General features: G+C 45.0%; 15 protein-coding genes and 1 tRNA gene. 10 read left to right on the top strand and 6 right to left on the bottom strand.

Annotated features, from left to right (window positions below; translation table 11 throughout):
* Positions 1-37 precede the first annotated feature (37 nt).
* Entirely contained in the window at positions 38-1,057 is a 1,020-nt protein-coding gene (gene tsaD, locus vsple_RS02055) for a tRNA (adenosine(37)-N6)-threonylcarbamoyltransferase complex transferase subunit TsaD (protein WP_032553071.1), read from the bottom strand.
* Between the two features lie 229 nt (positions 1,058-1,286).
* On the opposite strand from tsaD, the gene rpsU reads away from it, so the two are divergent.
* The 8 genes from rpsU (at position 1,287) to vsple_RS02015 (ending at position 10,434) form a co-directional block, all read left to right on the top strand.
* Entirely contained in the window at positions 1,287-1,502 is a 216-nt protein-coding gene (gene rpsU / locus vsple_RS02050; RefSeq protein ID WP_001145625.1) for a 30S ribosomal protein S21, read from the top strand.
* 25 nt (positions 1,503-1,527) lie between these two features.
* Positions 1,528-1,971, top strand: coding sequence for a GatB/YqeY domain-containing protein (locus tag vsple_RS02045; protein WP_152468123.1), 444 nt, complete (start codon positions 1,528-1,530; stop codon positions 1,969-1,971).
* Positions 1,972-2,089: 118 nt separating this feature from the next.
* Positions 2,090-3,841, top strand: coding sequence for a DNA primase (gene dnaG, locus vsple_RS02040; RefSeq protein ID WP_261882540.1), 1,752 nt, complete (start codon positions 2,090-2,092; stop codon positions 3,839-3,841).
* Positions 3,842-3,940: 99 nt separating this feature from the next.
* Positions 3,941-5,791, top strand: coding sequence for an RNA polymerase sigma factor RpoD (rpoD, locus tag vsple_RS02035; RefSeq protein ID WP_261882539.1), 1,851 nt, complete (start codon positions 3,941-3,943; stop codon positions 5,789-5,791).
* 162 nt (positions 5,792-5,953) lie between these two features.
* Positions 5,954-6,029 (top strand) — tRNA-Ile (locus vsple_RS02030).
* Positions 6,030-6,498: 469 nt separating this feature from the next.
* Complete coding sequence (locus tag vsple_RS02025; protein ID WP_261883107.1) at positions 6,499-7,431, top strand: bile acid:sodium symporter family protein; 933 nt, start codon at positions 6,499-6,501, stop codon at positions 7,429-7,431.
* A 323-nt stretch (positions 7,432-7,754) separates the two neighbouring features.
* A complete protein-coding gene (locus tag vsple_RS02020; protein ID WP_261882538.1) occupies positions 7,755-9,023 on the top strand; it encodes an O-acetylhomoserine aminocarboxypropyltransferase/cysteine synthase family protein in 1,269 nt (422 codons plus the stop codon).
* Between the two features lie 334 nt (positions 9,024-9,357).
* On the top strand, positions 9,358-10,434 hold the full coding sequence (locus vsple_RS02015) for a TRAP transporter substrate-binding protein (RefSeq protein WP_255231510.1): 1,077 nt from the start codon (positions 9,358-9,360) through the stop codon (positions 10,432-10,434).
* A 74-nt stretch (positions 10,435-10,508) separates the two neighbouring features.
* Here the strand turns inward: vsple_RS02015 and glmS are convergent, their stop codons facing one another.
* Together glmS and vsple_RS02005 are read right to left on the bottom strand one after the other, a co-directional pair.
* Entirely contained in the window at positions 10,509-12,341 is a 1,833-nt protein-coding gene (gene glmS / locus vsple_RS02010) for a glutamine--fructose-6-phosphate transaminase (isomerizing) (protein ID WP_032553065.1), read from the bottom strand.
* 108 nt (positions 12,342-12,449) lie between these two features.
* The gene (locus vsple_RS02005) at positions 12,450-13,220 is read right to left on the bottom strand and encodes a DeoR/GlpR family DNA-binding transcription regulator (RefSeq protein ID WP_255231511.1); all 771 of its coding nucleotides are present in this window, start codon (positions 13,218-13,220) and stop codon (positions 12,450-12,452) included.
* Between the two features lie 430 nt (positions 13,221-13,650).
* On the opposite strand from vsple_RS02005, the gene pykF reads away from it, so the two are divergent.
* Both pykF and vsple_RS01995 read left to right on the top strand, forming a co-directional pair.
* A complete protein-coding gene (gene pykF / locus vsple_RS02000; RefSeq protein WP_032553063.1) occupies positions 13,651-15,063 on the top strand; it encodes a pyruvate kinase PykF in 1,413 nt (470 codons plus the stop codon).
* 219 nt (positions 15,064-15,282) lie between these two features.
* Positions 15,283-15,906, top strand: coding sequence for a GntR family transcriptional regulator (locus vsple_RS01995; RefSeq protein WP_261883106.1), 624 nt, complete (start codon positions 15,283-15,285; stop codon positions 15,904-15,906).
* Between the two features lie 510 nt (positions 15,907-16,416).
* On the opposite strand, the gene vsple_RS01990 is transcribed toward vsple_RS01995, so the two are convergent.
* The 3 genes from vsple_RS01990 to vsple_RS01980 form a co-directional block, all read right to left on the bottom strand.
* On the bottom strand, positions 16,417-18,300 hold the full coding sequence (locus tag vsple_RS01990; protein ID WP_261882537.1) for a sensor domain-containing diguanylate cyclase: 1,884 nt from the start codon (positions 18,298-18,300) through the stop codon (positions 16,417-16,419).
* 102 nt (positions 18,301-18,402) lie between these two features.
* The gene (ilvN, locus tag vsple_RS01985) at positions 18,403-18,897 is read right to left on the bottom strand and encodes an acetolactate synthase small subunit (protein WP_032553060.1); all 495 of its coding nucleotides are present in this window, start codon (positions 18,895-18,897) and stop codon (positions 18,403-18,405) included.
* Between the two features lies 1 nt (position 18,898).
* Positions 18,899-20,638 (bottom strand): acetolactate synthase 3 large subunit, encoded by a 1,740-nt coding sequence (locus vsple_RS01980; protein ID WP_255231514.1) that lies wholly within the window; start codon positions 20,636-20,638, stop codon positions 18,899-18,901.
* Positions 20,639-20,973 lie beyond the last annotated feature (335 nt).

Genomic DNA, 20,973 nt, shown 5'->3' with positions numbered 1-20,973 from the left:
CCGCTACTTCAGCGGCCGTCCATTCATTCAGATTCGATTACTCAGCAATAGGCTCAAGCTGATCGATAGGCCAGCGTGGTGTCGCTTGAACTGAAAGATCAGCCACCTCACCGTTCTTAAGACGCTGCATACCTGCATAAGCGATCATTGCACCATTGTCAGTACAAAACTCAGTGCGCGGGTAGTAAACCTCACCGCCAATCTTCTTCGCTAGCGCTTCAAGTTCTGCTCGTAACTGCTTGTTTGCACTCACACCACCAGCAATAACTATACGTTTCATGCCAGTCTCCGCCAAGGCACGCTTACACTTGATTACCAAGGTGCCACAAACCGCCTCTTGGAACGCGTATGCGATGTCTGCGCGAGTCTGTTCGCTATCGTCATTGTCACGAATGGTATTAGCTGCAAAGGTTTTTAGACCTGAGAAGCTCATATCTAGACCAGGACGATCCGTCATTGGGCGCGGGAACTTAAAGCGACCCGGCGTGCCCTTTTCTGCCAAGCGAGAAAGCAGTGGACCACCTGGGTAATCTAAACCCATCAACTTCGCGGTTTTGTCGAAGGCTTCACCAGCTGCGTCATCAATTGACTCACCCAGAATACGATATTCACCAATGCCTTTTACTTCAACCATCATGGTATGACCACCCGATACCAGCAGTGCCACAAACGGGAACGGTGGTGGGTTATCTTCTAGCATGGGAGCAAGTAGATGGCCTTCCATATGGTGTACTGGCACGGCTGGAACGCCCCAAGCGTAAGCAATACTGCGACCAATCGTCGCACCAACAAGAAGAGCACCTACCAAACCAGGGCCTGCTGTGTAAGCAACACCATCAATGTCTTTAGAGGTTAAGTTTGCTTCTTTAAGAGCCGCTTTGATCAGTGGAATGGTTTTCTTCACGTGATCACGTGATGCAAGCTCAGGAACAACACCACCGTAATCGGCGTGCAGTTTTACCTGGCTGTAGAGTTGATGAGAAAGCAGACCTTGCTCATCATCATAAATTGCGATTCCTGTTTCATCACAAGAGGTTTCAATACCAATAATGCGCATAATTTTCTCGGCACGCTTTCATCTTTAATGGGAAATTAGCGCAATATTACCCTGCCTGAGCTCAGCAAACAAATATTGTACAGACTATAATCGACAAAGTGCTTTACAAAGCCACTGTGATCGGATTAAAATTCCGCACCATTTTTGATCAAGCTGGTTAAGACTGAATATTTAAGTTCAGCTCACTAAGTTACCAGCGTTAACGAATAACCCCTGAGGTGAAAGGCATATGCCAGTAGTTAAAGTACGTGAAAACGAACCGTTCGACGTTGCACTACGTCGTTTCAAGCGCTCTTGCGAAAAAGCAGGTATCCTTTCTGAAGTGCGTCGTCGTGAGCACTATGAAAAACCAACTACAGTTCGCAAACGCGCTAAAGCAGCAGCTCAAAAGCGTCACGCTAAGAAGCTAGCTCGCGAAAACGCACGTCGCGTTCGCCTGTACTAATAACTTAATCCATAAGGACTGAGTTATGGCTCTTATTGAACAACTCAAAGAAGAGCAAAAATTAGCGATGAAAGCCAAGGACAAACCGCGCCTTGGCACTATCCGTTTAGCTCTTTCAGCTATTAAGCAACGTGAAGTCGACGAGCAGATTACTCTGAGCGACGACGACATCCTTGCTGTTCTAGTTAAGATGGTTAAACAGCGTCGCGATTCTGTTGCTCAATATGAATCGGCTGGTCGTCAAGATCTTGCTGACGTGGAACAAGCAGAAATTGCTGTACTTGAAGGCTTTATGCCTCAACCGCTTACTGAAGAAGAAGTCATTGCACTACTAGATAGCGCAATTGCAGAAGCTCAACCTGCGGGCATGCAAGACATGGGTAAAGTAATGGCTATCTTGAAACCACAAATTCAAGGGCGTGCAGATATGGGTAAAGTTAGTGGTTTAGTTCGCTCTAAACTCGCTTAATCCCAAATCAAATTGCAACAAGCCGTGCAATCCTATGGAACGCACGGCTTGTTTGTATCTGTTACCTATTCAAACTATATTATCATCACTCTCAGTTAGTGCATTTTTCTAAGGTTTTATGGCTGGAATTATCCCACGTAGTTTCATTGATGACCTCCTCGCGCGTCTCGATATCGTCGACATCATTGACGCACGCGTAAAACTTAAGAAAAAAGGCAAAAACTACAGTGCTTGTTGTCCATTTCACAACGAAAAAACGCCCTCTTTTAGCGTAAGCCAAGAAAAGCAGTTCTATCACTGTTTTGGTTGCGGCGTGCACGGCAACGCCATCGACTTCATCATGGAGTTCGAGCGCCTTGAGTTTGTTGAAGCTATTGAAGAGCTTGCGAGCTTTCTTGGCCTAGAGGTCCCTCGCGAGCAGCGCAGCGGTGCCATTTCAACTCAGCCGCGCGCCAACACAGAGCAAAAGCGTAATCTCTATGACTTAATGAGTGGTATCAGTCAATTTTATCGCTCACAACTCAAGCTATCTTCGAGTAAGCCTGCGATTGAGTACCTTAAGAATAGAGGGCTTTCAGGTGAAATCGTACAGAAGTTTGGGATTGGTTACGTTGCCGATGAGTGGGATTTAGTTCGTAAGAATTTCGGTCAACAAAAAGAAGCGCAGGACATGCTGGTCACGGGCGGCATGTTAATCGAAAACGACAAGGGTAACCGATACGACCGTTTTCGTGGACGCATCATGTTCCCGATTCGCGATCGTCGTGGTCGAGTGATTGGTTTTGGTGGCCGTGTTCTTGAAGATGGAACACCAAAGTACCTCAACTCCCCTGAGACTCCGATCTTCCATAAAGGCAAAGAGCTATATGGTCTTTACGAAGTCTTACAGGCTTACCGTGAGCCACCTCAAGTCTTGGTGGTTGAAGGTTACATGGATGTTGTCGCGCTAGCGCAATATGGCGTAGATTATTCCGTCGCCTCGCTGGGCACGTCGACAACTGGTGATCATATCCAGATGTTGTTCCGTCAAACCCACACGGTTGTGTGTTGTTATGATGGTGACCGAGCGGGTAAAGAAGCCGCTTGGCGCGCGCTGGAAAATGCGCTTGAATATTTAAAGACGGGTAATACCCTGAAGTTTCTGTTCTTGCCAGATGGCGAAGACCCAGACAGTTATATTCGACAGCACGGCAAAGAAGCCTTTGAACAACTGGTTCAAAACGCGACGCCACTTTCGACTTACTTGTTCGACAACCTAATTGAAATCCATCAATTAAACCTTGGAACAACCGAAGGTAAATCGGCGTTACGAGCCCATGCCAGTGCACTTATCAATAAAATTCCTGATAGCTACTTCCAAGAACTGCTTGAAAAGTTACTGGATGAACGCACGGGGTTTGATAATCAGCTAAGACGAGCTAGAGTTCATAAAAAGAGCTCTAGCCCGCAACCGCATAAAGAGCTTAAACGCACCCCTATGCGAGAAGTGATCGCTTTGCTTCTACAAAATCCGAGCTATGCTGATATGGTACCGGATTTATCAAGTGTACGAGACTTACCATTACCTGGTTTAAGTTTATTCGTAGAGGTACTTGATAAATGCCATGCTAACCCCCATATCAACACCGGCCAGTTGTTAGAGCACTGGCGACATAGTAAACATGAGGCACTTCTGTCTCGTCTCGCGAGCTGGGAAATCCCCCTCGATGATGACAATCAAGAAGATATATTCTTAGACTCATTGGACAATATTCTTGCCCAGTGCGTAGAAAAGCAAATTGAAAACCTGCAGGCCAAAGCAAGAAGTGTCGGTTTATCAGCCGAAGAAAAAAGGGAGCTGCTAGCCTTAATGCTAGATTTAAAAGCGTAACCCTGATTGATTAGTCAGCATTGATAAAATTTGTTAACATTTATGGTTTGCATTTTAAAATGCAACTTCCTTCACCAGACCTGAAGTTGGATATCATCTATGGATCAAAATCCGCAGTCACAGCTAAAATTACTTGTTATTAAAGGCAAGGAACAAGGCTATCTGACCTACGCCGAAGTAAACGACCACCTACCTGCAGAAATTGTTGATTCTGAACAGGTAGAAGACATCATTCAGATGATTAACGACATGGGTATCAAGGTTGTAGAAACCGCACCTGATGCCGATGATCTAGCCCTAAATGATGACGATACCATCACAGATGAAGATGCAGCCGAAGCGGCAGCAGCAGCGCTTTCTAGCGTAGAAAACGAGATTGGCCGTACAACGGACCCAGTACGTATGTACATGCGTGAGATGGGTACTGTTGAGCTATTGACTCGTGAAGGCGAGATCGATATTGCTAAGCGTATCGAAGATGGTATCAACCAAGTTCAGCTCTCTGTTGCTGAATACCCTGGCACTATTCCATACATCTTGGAGCAGTTTGACAAAGTTCAAGCTGAAGAGCTGCGCCTTACCGATCTGATCAGCGGCTTCGTTGACCCAGATGACGATGGTACTGCAGCACCAACAGCAACGCATATCGGTTCTGAGCTGGCAGAATCTGATCTTGACGATGAAGATGCTGAAGACGTAGATGACGAAGATGACGCTGAAGAGGAAGAAGAAGATACAGGTATCGACCCTGAACTTGCTCTTGAGAAGTTCACTGCGCTTCGCACAAGCTTCCAAAATCGTCAACTAGCGATCAACGAATACGGTGCAGAGAGCCCGAAAGCTGTTCTTGCAACAACGATGATGCAAGACGTGTTCAAAGAGTTCCGTCTAACGCCAAAACAGTTCGATTACCTAGTTAATGAACTTCGCACTTCAATGGATCGTGTACGTACTCAAGAGCGCCTAATCATGCGCCAAACGGTTGAGTACGGCAAAATGCCGAAGAAATCTTTCATTGCCCTATTCACAGGCAACGAATCTAGCGAAGCATGGCTAGATGAAGTACTTGCTTCAGACAAGCCATATGCAGAGAAGATCAAACGTAACGAAAGTGAAATCCGCCGCTCTATCCAGAAACTGGATATGATCGAGAAAGAGACATCACTAACCGTACAAAGCATTAAAGACATCAGCCGTCGTATGTCTATCGGTGAAGCAAAAGCTCGCCGTGCGAAGAAAGAGATGGTTGAAGCGAACTTACGTCTAGTAATCTCGATTGCTAAGAAGTACACCAACCGTGGTCTACAGTTCCTGGATCTAATCCAAGAAGGTAACATCGGTCTGATGAAAGCGGTTGACAAGTTTGAATACCGTCGTGGTTACAAGTTCTCGACTTACGCTACATGGTGGATCCGTCAAGCAATCACTCGTTCGATTGCCGACCAAGCTCGTACTATCCGTATTCCGGTTCACATGATCGAAACGATCAACAAACTAAACCGTATCTCTCGTCAAATGCTGCAAGAGATGGGTCGTGAACCACTACCGGAAGAGTTGGCTGAGCGCATGCAAATGCCAGAAGACAAGATCCGTAAAGTACTGAAGATCGCTAAAGAGCCTATCTCAATGGAGACACCAATCGGTGACGACGAAGATTCGCATCTAGGTGATTTCATCGAGGATACGACTCTAGAACTACCTCTAGACTCTGCAACGGCAACTAGCCTACGCGGTGCAACTAAAGACGTTCTAGCTGGCCTAACGCCGCGTGAAGCAAAAGTACTACGTATGCGCTTCGGTATCGATATGAACACAGACCACACTCTTGAAGAAGTTGGTAAGCAGTTCGACGTAACTCGTGAACGTATCCGTCAGATCGAAGCAAAAGCGCTACGTAAGCTGCGTCACCCAAGCCGCTCTGAAACTCTACGTAGTTTCCTAGACGAGTAACCTCTCACGAGATTTGGCTAGCTTTTAAGCATATAAGAAGAAAGGTGAGCTGTAGCTCACCTTTTTTGTATCTATATGATTTAAGTGGCTAAGAACTAAGCGCAATTGCCCCCTTTAGTGGCTAGACACCACTGATTGCATCCCCTATAATCATTGCCCTACGGCCCCTTAGCTCAGTGGTTAGAGCGCACGACTCATAATCGTTCGGTCCCCAGTTCAAATCTGGGAGGGGCCACCAAATTCCGATAAGGCTCATGAAGAAATTCATGGGCCTTTATCTTTTTCTAGTCCTTTCCATATCCGGTCTTCGATTACTTCCTGTAAGCACCATTCCATTAGCACCACTAAAAACTCGACCTAATCACCACAGAACCCGTAAATATATCTCAGGCTAATATCAACCATCAGTAGGCTCTCTCATCTGTACAACACGATTCTGCACTAGGTAATACCGCTCAATACCATATTAGAACCTGATGGCAACTAAACAATGATGACCGCTCACCCTCAGTGGTAATCGGTCTGATATCTCTTAAGTGATTTAGGTTAGTGACGCTCTAGAGTGAACCACAGAGTGAGAAGCAACAGTTAATCATTGGATACTGAAGTCGATAATCTCAACGCTAGGAGTGGTTCTAGTGTTGATAAATACAGATAAGGTGGATTATGATGCTTTTTTTATGAAATTTTATGCAAATGGATTTGTTATGCTCAGAGTAATCACTAACCTTTTTCCCATATGGGCTGTTTTGTTTTCTACGGCAGCTTTTTTTAAACCAGATTTATTCATTGGTTTAAAAACATCTATTGTTCCACTATTAACCTTAATAATGCTCGCTATGGGGTTAACTCTGAAGCTTTCTGATTTTGCTAATGTATTAAATAGATTTTCAGCTGTAGCAGTCGGTGTTGTGCTTCAATTCACCATTATGCCACTAGTAGCTTTATTGATTGCCATCTCACTTAATTTTGATGCAGACCTTACGGTCGGATTAGTTCTTGTTGGCTGTGTTGCTGGCGGCACAAGTAGCAATGTTATGTGCTTCCTATCAAAAGGAGATGTCGCTCTTTCTATAACAATGACAGCAATCAGTACCTTACTTGGCGTGCTGATTACTCCGCTTCTAGTTGAATTATTAGCAGGTAAAGCCGTTGATATTCCTGTTATGGGTATGATTACTAGCCTAATCAAGATTGTATTAATACCAGTTATTATTGGCATAGTATTAAACAGTCTCTTTAATTCAGCTCTCGATAAAATCTCCGATGTTTTACCGCTTATCTCTATGATTGCAATCGTTTTAATTATTGCGATTGTTGTTGCTCTAAATGCAGGGAAGCTAGTTGAAGTTGGACCGGTTGTTGCATTAGCGGTAGTAATACACAATTCAATTGGATTATTTCTGGGGTATTTCTTACCTAAGAAGTTAGGTTTTGAAGAGAGTGTATGCAGAACGATTGCTTTCGAAGTCGGTCTTCAAAATTCTGGCCTTGCAACTGCACTTGCAATGAAATTTTTTGCACCTACTGCTGCTATTGCAGGTACCATTTTCTCTGTGTGGCACAATATCAGCGGTTCGATACTTGCCGGATATTGGTCGAAAAAAACCAAGGTGGAGCGAACGGTTTTAACACAGTAACTTAGCTTAGTTTCAAAGTTAAACTATTGTACTGATTAGTTAAGTCTCACTGTTATAATCGCTCGGTCCCAAGAAACCACCCAATTTATCAAAGCCAGAACAGTTTATACTGCTCTGGCTTTTTGCTTTTCTGGCCTGAATAATTTTCAGCCCTTTTCCCAATTCTACTCGCCCTATTTGCCACATCTTTAAGTCGGTTTCCTCAATACTTCTTCACAGCACGGTGTATTCAATCACTTACCTGTGACTTGATTTGCGTTTTTTTGTTTTAAAAGGCGGCACTATGAAAGGTCACAACTTCATCAACTGCTCAGGGAAGACACATGAAAGACGAAACACTCTCGATTCACTTTGGTTACGAAACTGACCCGACAACCAAATCTGTCGCCACACCTATCTATCAAACGGTGGCTTACGAGTTCGATGATGCTCAACATGGCGCTGATCTCTTTAACCTAGAAGTTCCAGGCAACATCTACACCCGTATCATGAACCCAACCAATGATGTGTTGGAAAAACGAATGGCAGCGCTTGAGGGTGGTATTGCAGGCTTAGTGGTGAGTGCTGGTAGTGCTGCAATCAACTATGCGATTCAGACCTTGGCGCAAATTGGGGATAACATTGTGTCCACGCCTCAACTATACGGTGGTACATACACTCTGTTTGCACACATGCTGCCAAACCAAGGCATTGAAGTGCGCTTTGCTAAGGACGATAAACCAGAAAGCTTGGCTGAACTCATCGATGAGAACACCAAAGCGGTTTACTGTGAAAGTATTGGTAACCCAGCCGGTAATATCATCGACCTTGAGCGTGTCGCCGAACTTGCCCACGCTCAGGGTGTGCCAGTCATTGTCGATAACACAGTCGCGACTCCAGTTCTATGCAAGCCTATCGATTTTGGCGCGGACATTGTTGTGCATTCATTAACGAAATACGTTGGCGGCCACGGTACTACTCTAGGTGGCGTCATTGTCGACTCAGGAAAATTCCCATGGGCCGAGCATAAAGATCGCTTCCCAGTATTCAACCAACCCGAGCCCTCTTACCACGGCGTGGTGTACACCGAAGCTTTTGGTGAAGCAGCCTTTATCGGCCGAGCGCGTACAGTACCGCTGCGCAATACAGGCTCAGCACTTTCACCAATGAACGCCTTTATACTGATGCAAGGCTTAGAGACCTTGTCACTGCGTATGGAACGTCACACTGAGAACGCCCTCAAGGTTGCTGAGTATCTCAAGCAGCACGACAAAGTGAGCTGGGTGAGCTATGCTGGTTTGCCAGACTCTGAGTTCTACCCACTGGCTGAGAAATACATGCAAGGTAAACCTTCCGCTATCTTGTCTTTTGGCCTCAAGGATGGTTATGAAGCCGGAGTTCGCTTCTATGACGCACTGCAGATCTTCAAACGCTTGGTTAATATTGGTGATGCTAAGTCACTAGCCTGTCACCCAGCGTCAACGACTCACCGTCAGTTAAGTGAGCAAGAACAGAAGCAAGCAGGTGTGTCTCCAGAAATGATTCGTCTCTCTGTTGGTATCGAACATATCGACGATATTCTTGCCGACCTAGAACAAGCATTGAACGCTTAACGCTATGTTTCTATAACAAACGACATTATGTTCTGATAGCAAACAACACCATAAGCCAACATGTCACGTGCTGGCTTATTTGTTGAGGCTATCGTTCTGTGATTGGTATATCAATTAAGCAATAACGATATCTTCCCTACTTCCTACCTTCTATCAGGATATCTTTCTGCATAAGAGAGACATACCTCCCCCAAACATCTTAATACTCAACCTAAACTTGAACGAAACGGCTGTCATCGCTCGCGCCTCACCACATCAGCTTAATTGACCTTGTCGAAAGAACTCGGGAATCTAAGTCAAACCTATAATAATGACAGCCGATAATGGGAACCTCATGACGACTCGAAACAAAATCCTCCCCCTAATCAAAGCAGCCTCAGTGGCGCTGCTCGCAACAGTTTCACTCTCCGCACAGGCCGCGGAAAAAGTGTATCGCTTAAAGCTTGCTGAAACTTGGGGGCCGAATACCCCAATCCTAGGTGATGCCAGCAAAAACATGGCTAAGTTAGCCAATGAAATGTCTAACGGTCGCCTGCAGATCCGCATCGACTCAGCCAATAAGCACAAAGCACCGCTTGGCGTGTTCGATATGGTGAAGTCGGGACAATACGATTTAGGACACTCAAGCTCTTACTACTGGAAAGGTAAGGTGCCAAATACGCTCTACTTCTCCTCAATGCCATTTGGCATGATGACCACCGAGCAGTACGCATGGTTTTACCAAGGCGGTGGTATGGAGCTAATGCAAGAGGTGTACGCGCCACATAACCTACTGTCGTTCCCAGGTGGCAACTCCGATATTCAAATGGGTGGCTGGTTTAAGAAAGAAATCAACTCAATCGAGGACCTCAAAGGCTTGAAGATGCGCATCCCAGGCTTTGCTGGCGAAGTGTTCGCTAAGGTTGGTGCGAAGCCAACCAATATTGCACCGGGTGAGCTCTACACTTCTCTAGAACGTGGCACGATTGATGCGCTCGAATGGGTTGGCCCTGCCTTTGACCTGCGTATGGGCTTTCAAAAGATTGCACCTTACTACTACACCGCTTGGCATGAGCCGGGATCAGAGACTCAATTCTTAGTAAACAAAAAGACTTGGGATAAGCTACCCAAAGACCTTCAGCTCATTTTAGAAACGTCTTTCCGAGTGGCGGCTTTCGATATGTATACCCAAGCACTTGATGCGAATGCTAATAGCTGGGCAACGATGCAGTCTGAGTACCCAGACATTAAAGTCCGTGACTTCCCGCCAGAAGTACTACAAACGATGCGCGCAGCTACAGACGAGCTACTTGCTGAGCAAGCCGCAAAAGATCCTTTGGCGAAGAAAATCATCGACTCTCAAGCGGATTACGCAAAGAAAGTCCGAGCGTGGACCAACATCTCAACCAAGGCCTACCTCAACCACAAATAACAATAGCTCAATACCGAAAAACAAAAAGCCCATCATCGTGATGGGCTTTGGTCTATTTATTGATGTAAGTTAACTTACTCTACCGTTACCGCTTTCGCTAGGTTACGAGGTTGGTCAACGTCCGTACCTTTGATTAGCGCTACGTGGTAAGACAGTAGCTGCATTGGAACCGTGTAGTAGATAGGCGCTGTTACTTCACTTACGTGAGGCATCTTTATGATCTTCATATTCTCATCGCTTTCAAAGCCAGCTGCTTCATCCGCGAATACATACAGCAGGCCGCCACGTGCACGTACTTCTTCTACGTTCGACTTCAGCTTCTCTAGCAGGTCGTTGCTTGGTGCAATAACCACTACAGGCATGTCTGCATCAATCAGAGCCAGAGGGCCGTGCTTAAGCTCACCTGCAGCGTATGCTTCAGCGTGGATGTAAGAGATCTCTTTCAGTTTCAGAGACGCTTCCATCGCGATTGGGTAGTACTCGCCACGACCTAGGAATAGTGTGTGGTGCTTATCAGCAAAGTCAGTTGCTAGCGCTTCGATCTCTTTATCAAACGCCAGTGCTTTCTCGATGTCTGTAGGCAGTTGGTGAAGTGCTTGAACGATTTCAGTCTCTTTCGCTTCATCGATACGGCCTTGTAGACGACCAATTGACGTTACCATCATCAGCATCGCTGCAAGTTGTGTAGTAAATGCTTTTGTTGAAGCTACACCGATCTCTGTCCCTGCGCGAGTCATGAATGCAAAGTCAGATTCACGAACCAGTGAAGAGCCCGCAACGTTACAGATAGTCATAGCGGACATGTAGCCTTTCTCTTTAGCAAGACGAAGTGCTGCTAGTGTGTCTGCCGTCTCACCAGATTGAGAAAGCGTCACAAGCAGGCTGTTTGGACGAACAACGAAGTCACGGTAACGGAACTCAGAAGCGATCTCTACGTCACAGCTTACGCCCGCTAGAGACTCAAACCAGTAACGCGCTGCCATACCTGAGTTGTAAGAAGTACCACATGCAATGATCTGAACGTGCTCTACTTTGCTTAGGATCTCTTCCGCTTTAACACCGATTGCATTAGTGATCACAGCCGTATCTGAAATACGACCTTCCATTGTGTTGATCAGTGCAGTTGGCTGCTCAAAGATCTCTTTCTGCATGAAGTGACGGTATTTACCTTTGTCACCCGCATCGTGCTCTGCGTTAGATTCAACGATTTCACGCTCAACAGGCTCACCGCTTGCATCAAATACATTAACTTCACGACGAGTCACTTCAGCAACATCGCCCTCTTCTAGGTACATAAAGCGACGTGTCACGCTAAGTAGTGCTAGTTGGTCAGATGCTAGGAAGTTTTCGCCAACACCAAAGCCGATTACGATTGGGCTACCAGAACGAGCAACAACAATGCGTGAAGGATCTTTACGATCAACCGCTACTGTGCCGTACGCACCATCAAGTTGCTTCGCTGTTTTTTGTAGAGCTTCAACTAGCGTCTCAGACGTGCGCAGTTCCCACTCAACTAGGTGAGCAATAACTTCTGTATCTGTTTGAGACGTGAACTCATAACCACGACCTTGAAGAAGCGTGCGTAGCTCTTCATGGTTTTCGATGATGCCGTTGTGAACAACTGCAATATCACCAGACATGTGTGGGTGCGCGTTCGCTTCAGAAGGCTCACCGTGCGTTGCCCAACGTGTATGAGCGATACCTGTACCACCGATTACCTGTTGTGCTTCAACCGCGTCAGCCAACTCTTGTACTTTACCTAGGCGACGTACACGAGTCAGGTTGGATTCGCTATCCACAACCGCGACACCTGCAGAGTCATAACCACGGTACTCAAGACGGCGTAGGCCCTCTACTAGGATTTCTGCTACGTCACGTTGTGCTACTGCACCAACAATTCCACACATAATGTTACTCCATCAATTTTTGGTTATTCCTATCTGGCAGCAAGCAAAGGCCATGTCTCATAGAGATCTATTATAGGAAGTTAAATGCATATAATTAAAATTTGGTTTCTATACTGGCTCGGTAAGAATCACACGTACACCTTGAGACTCGATACTCTGCTTAGCTTCTTCCGCCAGTTCAGTATCAGTGATCAAGACATTGATGTGCTCCCAAGACAGCTCAAGATTGGGGATTTTGCGACCGACTTTCTCTGATTCAACCATCACCACAACTTCGCGAGATACTTCAGCCATGACCTTACTCAGTCCAACAAGCTCATTAAATGTTGTTGTGCCTCTTTCAAGGTCGATGCCATCTGCACCGATAAACAGTTGGTCAAAGTCATAAGCGCGCAGTACTGATTCAGCAACCTGACCTTGAAACGAATCTGAATGTGTATCCCAGGTTCCACCTGTCATTAGCAGAGTCGGTTCGCTTTCAAGTTCATTTAGCGCGTTAGCGACATGCAACGAGTTGGTCATCACCACCAAGCCACGCTTACTGTTTAGCTGTTCGATCAGAGCACCGGTAGTACTGCCACTGTCGATCACAATGCGGTTATGGTCGCGAATTAGGTCAGCCGCGGCTTTTGCCAGTGAAATCTTTCGAGTCGAAACTTTTTTACCTATCTCATCGTTCACAACTTCTTTCGGCAATGAAACAGCACCGCCATATCGGCGCAAAAGCTGACCATTTTTCTCTAAAGAGGCCAAATCCTTTCTAATTGTGACTTCCGAGGTTTCAAACTTAGCGGACAATTCATCAACACTAACCTCGCCTTTCTCGTTAACTAGATTAGAAATTGCGTGCCTTCTGAGCTGAGTATTTCGTTTCGACATTTAAAAATGAACCATAAGTTTCGATATGAAAGATATTATAGTTACAACGAAAGCATTTAGTCCATTTATTTCGATCCAAAAAATTAATAAATAGCGCTAAAACCTTGTCCTAAGACAATTGTTAAGCAGTGATATTGAATTCATTCGGTGGTAGAATCCGCACCCGAAAAGAAAAAAAATTACAAAAATGACCGTTATTTTTCTGCAACTTTCACCTGATATATTGGGGCAAGTCACAGAAAACCGATGTTGAATCAAAATCATTTGGTCATAAAATGACTAAAATTGATGAAAGACTTACAACTCTGAAGGGCAATTGATAAGTCCCTCTATTATCGCAGCAGGCACAAAATGCTGACGAAATGGGTAGGCCGCTTCAGAAAACAGATAAATTTCAATTTGTAACAAAACTTACCGGAGAGTACCTTCCATGAAAAAGACCAAAATCGTATGTACGATTGGCCCTAAAACTGAATCTGTAGAGAAGCTAACTGAACTAGTAAACGCAGGCATGAACGTTATGCGTCTTAACTTCTCTCACGGTGACTACGAAGAGCATGGCACTCGTATTGCGAACTTCCGCGAAGTAATGGACAAAGTAGGTAAGCAACTGGCTATCCTTCTTGATACTAAAGGCCCAGAGATCCGTACTATCAAGCTAGAAGGCGGCAACGACGTAGATCTAGTAGCTGGTCAAGAATTCACTTTCACAACTGACACTTCAGTTGTAGGTAACAAAGAGACTGTAGCAGTAACTTACGCAGGTTTCGCAGCTGACCTAAACGTTGGTAACACAATCCTTGTAGATGACGGCCTAATCGAAATGGAAGTTATCTCTACTACTGAAACTGAAGTTAAGTGTAAAGTTCTTAACAACGGTGCACTAGGCGAAAACAAAGGTGTTAACCTTCCTGGCGTTTCTGTTCAACTTCCAGCTCTATCTGAAAAAGATAAGAACGACCTTAAGTTTGGTTGTGAGCAAGGCGTTGACTTCGTAGCTGCTTCTTTCATCCGTAAAGCATCTGACGTTAAAGAGATCCGTGAGATCCTAGACGCGAACGGCGGTAGCGACATCCACATCATCTCTAAAATTGAGAACCAAGAAGGTGTTGATAACTTCGACGAAATCCTAGAGCTTTCTGACGGTATCATGGTTGCTCGTGGTGACCTAGGTGTTGAAATCCCAGCTGAAGAAGTAATCTTCGCTCAGAAGATGATGATCGAGAAGTGTAACCGTGCACGTAAGATGGTTATCACTGCAACTCAAATGCTTGATTCTATGATCAACAACCCACGTCCAACTCGTGCAGAAGCGGGTGACGTTGCGAACGCAATCATGGACGGTACTGATGCTGTAATGCTTTCTGGTGAAACGGCGAAAGGTAAGTACCCAGTTGAAGCGGTAACTATCATGGCTCAAATCGCGAATCGCACTGACAGCGCTCTTAAAGCTGAACTAGGTTCTCGTCTAGACAGCCCACGTCTACGCATCACTGAAGCAGTATGTAAAGGCGCGGTAGACACAGCTGAGAAGCTAGCGGCTCCACTAATCATCGTTGCTACTGAAGGTGGTAAGTCTGCACGTTCTGTACGTAAGTACTTCCCAACTGCAAACATCATCGCTCTAACAACAAACAAGAAGACAGCTGCACAACTTGTTCTTACTAAAGGTGTTCGCCCAGTTCTTGTTGATTCTATCGACAGCACAGATGCGTTCTACCAGATGGGTAAAGAGTACGCTCTTAACGCTGAGTTCGGTAGCAAAGGCGACATCGTAGTTATGGTTTCTGGTGCTCTAGTTGCTTCAGGCACTACAAATACAGCTTCTGTACACGTTCTATAAGACTGAAGAGTTTAATCATCAGTTAGATAAAAAAGAGGGCTTCGGCCCTCTTTTTTTATATATTACGTCTTGCCCCAATAATCAGTACGCTGTATTATCAAATCTAGAACTGCGTACTGTTAATTCTATTCTCAGGTCATTTGAATTAACAGGCTAAGAATTCAAATTACATGAGGTCGCACAATGTCTAGCCCCACTCTCACCGACAAAGTATCAAAGATGATTCGCCGAGATATTCTTAATGGTGAATTACTCCCTGGTCAAAAATTGGTTGTGGCAGATCTAAAACAGAAATACAACGTCGGCGCTTCACCGATTCGTGAAGCTCTTGTTCAACTATCATGGAGCAAGTATGTAACACTTCAGCCCCAAAAAGGGTGCTGGGTAGCCCCTGTCTCAAAGAAAGAGCTTAACGACCTCTATGAAAGCTTGCGCGTGGTTTCTTCTGTTCTACTGAAAAAAGCAATCGCTACCGGAGATGAAAGCTGGGAGCTAGAAGTCCTAACTTCCTACCACAAGCTTTCTCGTATGAACAACAGCGCTGAAGAGTTTGATAGTGCAGAGTGGGAAGAGCGCCATCAGCAATTCCACGTGGCACTTTTAGAAGGTGCGGATTCAAAAAATATGTTCGAATTCTTCAGTGACTTGATCAACCAAGTGAAGCGATACCGTTTCCTAGCATTAGCCGGAGTTCCAGACTCAGAAGAGCTGTTTAATATCAATGAACATGAGATGATTATGAAATTGGTACTTGCGAAGGACGCAGAGCAAGCAACAGAACGACTTGATCAGCATTTAGTAGGGTCAATGAGACGTATTGAAAAAGTGATTGAAGCGGCGTAAAACCTGCGTAATCCACATACCTTAGAGCGCAAAAACGGAGCTTAATGCTCCGTTTCTTATTTACCACCCAAAAAACTCTTTATGGTGAGTATTAAGTAATAACACCATAGGCAAAAAATAGAGTGCACTAAGCTTAAAACCAAGAATCACTAGTGTACCTATGGTCAATCTCACTAAAAAATCGACAAACATACCACGCCTCATTTCACCAGACAGTATGAATCCCAAACTCTTGCTCCTGTTAACCTAATTCTGCTGGTAGAGTCGATGAAACTGAGCAGTTGAATTAAGTTAACTTTGTCATCCCTTTTTTGAGATCTGGCCTCTCAAAAAGAGTCAGTGCAACACCAACTCTGCGAAGCAAGGTAGTTTACTTATTGTTCAGTTTAGTTCAAATTTGCGCACAAATTAGACTTTAGTCTAATCGTACAGATATTGTGACGGACATCTCTCAAAAATAAGACAGGTTAGTTCTACTTTTTTGTCTGACACTCAAACTCAACGAGAAAACTAGGCAATGTCCGCTCGACTGGAACAGAAAGAGATAGTGTTACGACCAGAGGACTTTGATTCGTAAAGACCTATATCCGCACACTTGTAGGAGTGGGTGCTATTCGCTGTAAGATCGGTATAACCGATACTGACTGTCACCTTCGTACCTTCAGAGAGTTGAACTTCAATACGTAAGCGATCCAACAATCGTCTCGCTTCGGCTAACGAAGTGTGAGGCATTAAGATTGCAAACTCTTCTCCACCAACGCGCGCGACAAAGTCTGTGGTTCTCAAGCTTTCCTGAAGGATCGCCGCCACTCTAGCGATCACACGATCACCCTCATCATGTCCAAGTTCATCATTGATGCGCTTGAAATTATCGATGTCGATCAACGCTAAGCACACATGAGACTCGTTAGGGAAACGCTCCACCATTCGTGAATATTGCGCCAACTGCTCTTCAAACTTGCGACGATTCCATAACTTACTCAGTGAATCTCGCTCACTGAGAATACGTAATCGTACTTCTAGCTCTTTGCGTACCGTAATGTCCACCAGCGACGTGATGTAGTAACTCACCTTACCTGAATTATTCTTTACCGCTTGCACTCTCATGATCGCAGTAAAAGGGATCCGAAGCTTGCTCTTACAACTCACCTCACCTTCCCAAAGATCATTCTCTTCAAGGTGTTTCCATATACTTTCCACGGTATTAAGCTGTTCACTATTCTCTAGCAAGAGCTGCAGAGCATTTTTTCCATCAACCTGCGACGTACTGTAGCCGGTCATATTCTCAAACTCATTGTTGGTCATGATAGTGCGATGCTGCTTATCAGAGATCATCACCGCCGACATGCCACTCAATGCAGCACGAGCCAATTTGCTTTCTAAGCTACGTCTGCGATAGTGAGTCACGAGATAGGCTAACGGGAAGGCGAACACCATCACAGTAAAGAAAACGATCAGCTGCTGTTGTGCTAAATCATGGAGATCGCGTTCAGCTCTGTCTAACAACTGCTCTGAGCTTAGCTGGATAACTAAGTGCATCTTCTGCTGCTGAGCAAGGTCTACGGTATTGAAAGCAAATAGATTTCCATCTTCGAACACATACCCCACACGCTCGGAAGAGATGGCTTGCCATGTTTTTGGGGCAATATAGGCCAGATTGAACTCTTTACGCTCAGGAATCGAATCGCCAAACAGTTTGTTCTTGTTTTGACTGGCGATGTAGTAACCATATTGGTTAACCACTTCAGCGCGAAAATCAAAGTCAGGAGCGAAATTTAAGCGTGACGCTAATCCCCATACATCGAGATTTATTACTAAGTAACCGACACGACGCTCTGATGTTTGGACAGGTGTCATCACTCTCAATATGGGCGTATAAGGATAAGTCAGTTCACCGTGTTCAGTTTCCAACTCAATCCCCCAACCGCCAATTTCTTCTTCCTTCAACGTTTGAGCGTAGTGAAAGTAGCTATAATTCGATTGGTCTTGCAGTTTTGTGGGCAGAGAAACCGTACCTGTTCGTGAGGCATAATCAACTCTTACTGTCTCTTGACCATCAATATCCAGCAGGTGGATCTGGGTGTACCATCTCTGGTTAACCAATAACGACTTCCAAACCTCTTCCAGGAGCTTCTTATTCTCAAGAGAGGGAGAAGTCGCAAAATCAATCAAGCTTTGACTGTGGCTGAGCAATCGCATCATAGAGACCAGTTGGTCTTTAAACACATTGTAATCACGTTCAGCGTACACAAGCTGATGAAGAGCCTGTTTTGCAGTGCTTTGGTAACTCTGCTTTTTAACATCTTGATATCGCTGTTGGTAATACAATCCAATAGCTGCACAGAAGGTGACGCAAATAACGAGAAGCGTAGCGATTGTTTTTTTATTTCTCATTAATTGCTCAAAATAGGGGGAATTTGGCGAGAATTATATCACTGTTACAAATGAACAAAATAAAAAACCGCACTTAATGCGGCTTTCTATCTTACCATTTTGTTAAGCTTTTAGGGAGCGCTCTCCTCGAGCAATCCCAACCACGCCACTGCGTGCGACCTCAAGTACTTCCGTCACTTCTGATAGCGCTTGAATAAATGCATCCAACTTCTCACTGGTGCCCGCCATCTGTACTGTGTATTGAGAAGCCGTTACGTCGACGATCTGGCCACGGAAGATATCAGCAGTGCGCTTAACCTCTGCACGCGCAAAACCGCTCGCGCGTACCTTAACCATTAGCAGTTCACGTTCAATATGATCAAGTTCTGACACTTCTTGAACTTTTAGCACATCAATCAGCTTGTGCAGCTGCTTCTGGATCTGCTCTAGTTGCATCTCATCTGAGTTGGTCGTTACGTTCAGACGCGAAAGCGTTGGGTCATCTGTCGGCGACACGTTTAGTGATTCGATGTTGTAACCACGTTGAGAAAACAAGCCAACCACTCGAGACAAGGCACCCGGTTGGTTTTCCATTAATAGCGAAATAATGTGTCTCATACTATGTTCTCTCCGTTTTGCTTAGCCACATGTTATCCATACCCTCGCCCTTAATCTGCATTGGGTATACGTGCTCTGTATCATCGACACTAATGTCGACGAATACCAAGCGATCTTTCATTGCCAGAGCTTTCTCTAGACCTGATTCAAGTTCATCAGGAGAAGAGATACGCATACCTACGTGACCATACGCTTCCGCGATAGCCGCAAAGTCTGGCACAGAGTCCATGTATGAGTTTGAGTGACGACCTTGGTAAACAATGTCTTGCCACTGCTTTACCATACCTAAGAAACGGTTATTCAAGTTAATGATCTTAACCGGGATGTTGTATTGCAGTGCTGTTGATAGCTCTTGGATATTCATCTGAATACTGCCATCGCCTGTTACAACAACCACTTCTTCATCCGGTTTAGCAAACTTAACGCCCATACCTGCTGGTAAGCCAAAGCCCATGGTGCCAAGGCCACCTGAGTTGATCCAACGGCGTGGTTTATTGAATGGATAGTAGAGCGCGGCAAACATTTGGTGCTGACCTACATCAGAAGCAACGTACGCATCGCCATTGGTCACTTTGTGTAGAGTTTCGATAACCTGCTGAGGTTTGATACGCTCAGGCGATTTATCGTAAGCGAGACACTTACGGTCTTGCCATACTTTAATTTCAGCCCACCATGCATCCAAAGCTTCCGCATCGTTGGTTCCGCCCTGCTCAATAAGCAGGTTCACCATGCTCTCAAGTACTCGCTCAGCAGAGCCTACGATCGGTAGATCCACTTTCACGTTCTTAGAGATCGATGATGGATCGATATCGATGTGCATGATCTTCGCGTTTGGACAGTACTTCTCTAGGTTATTGGTCGTACGATCATCAAAGCGAACACCAACACCAAAGATAAGGTCTGCGTTATGCATAGCCATGTTGGCTTCGTATAAGCCGTGCATACCAAGCATGCCTAGCGAGTTTTTATGTGTACCAGGGAAAGCACCTAGACCCATCAGCGTACTCACAACAGGTAGATTTAGTGCCTCGGAAAGCTTAAGCAGCTGCTTATCAGCTTCTGAGATAACTGCACCACCACCTACATAAAGAACTGGCTTCTTCGCCTCAAGAAGGGCTTTAAGTGCTTTCTTAATTTGTCCTTTGTGGCCTGTTACCGTTGGGTTGTACGAACGCATTTTGATCGTTTCTGGGTATTGGTACGGCAGCTTAATTTGTGGATTAAGTACATCTTTAGGAAGGTCAATCACAACTGGGCCAGGTCGACCTGTGGTAGAAATATAAAAGGCCTTTTTTACGATCTCTGGGATGTCTTCCGCTTTCTTTACCAAGAAGCTGTGTTTTACGATTGGACGAGATACACCTACGATATCACACTCTTGGAATGCGTCATTACCAATCAAGTTATTCGGTACGTTACCCGAAATAACGATCATTGGAATCGAGTCCATGTACGCTGTGGCAATACCCGTTACGGTATTGGTCGCGCCAGGACCTGAACATACTAGTACGACACCAGGCTTACCAGTTGAACGCGTGTAGCCATCGGCCATATGCGTCGCTGCTTGCTCGTGGCGCACTAATACGTGTTTAATCTTGTCAGTTTTTGCATGTAGGGCATCGTAGATATCCAAAACGGAACCGCCTGGATAACCAAAGATCTGCTCAACCCCTTCTTCAATTAGGGACTGAACTACCATTTCCGCGCCGGATAATTGGGCGCACTCTGGCTTAGTTGTCATATTGCTCTCCTTTACCAGTTTCCTTCAGTTGGGTAAGCCGAAGGGCTGGTTTTTACATAGTCTAGGTCTTATTCGTAGCCTAATTCGAAATACTTCCACTTTTTCGGCTATGACTGCTCGTCGTGATAACAACAAGCAGTGGTACGAAACAACTGTAACGTTTTATTATCATTGGGTCTAACACCCCTCAACAGTCAATTATTCGATATAACCATGTTTTAGAGAGAAAACCTCATCTAATACCACTATGAACTTTTAATGCAGAACAAATCACCAACCATAGTGATTAAAAAAACTCTAAATATTTCATAACCACTCTTTTTTCAGTGTGAACA

It is taken from the genome of Vibrio pelagius, from assembly GCF_024347575.1.
GTDB classification, from domain to species: Bacteria; Pseudomonadota; Gammaproteobacteria; order Enterobacterales; family Vibrionaceae; genus Vibrio; species Vibrio pelagius.
The sequence above is the reverse complement of the archived record's forward strand: the minus strand, read 5'-3'. Positions and strand labels throughout refer to the sequence as shown.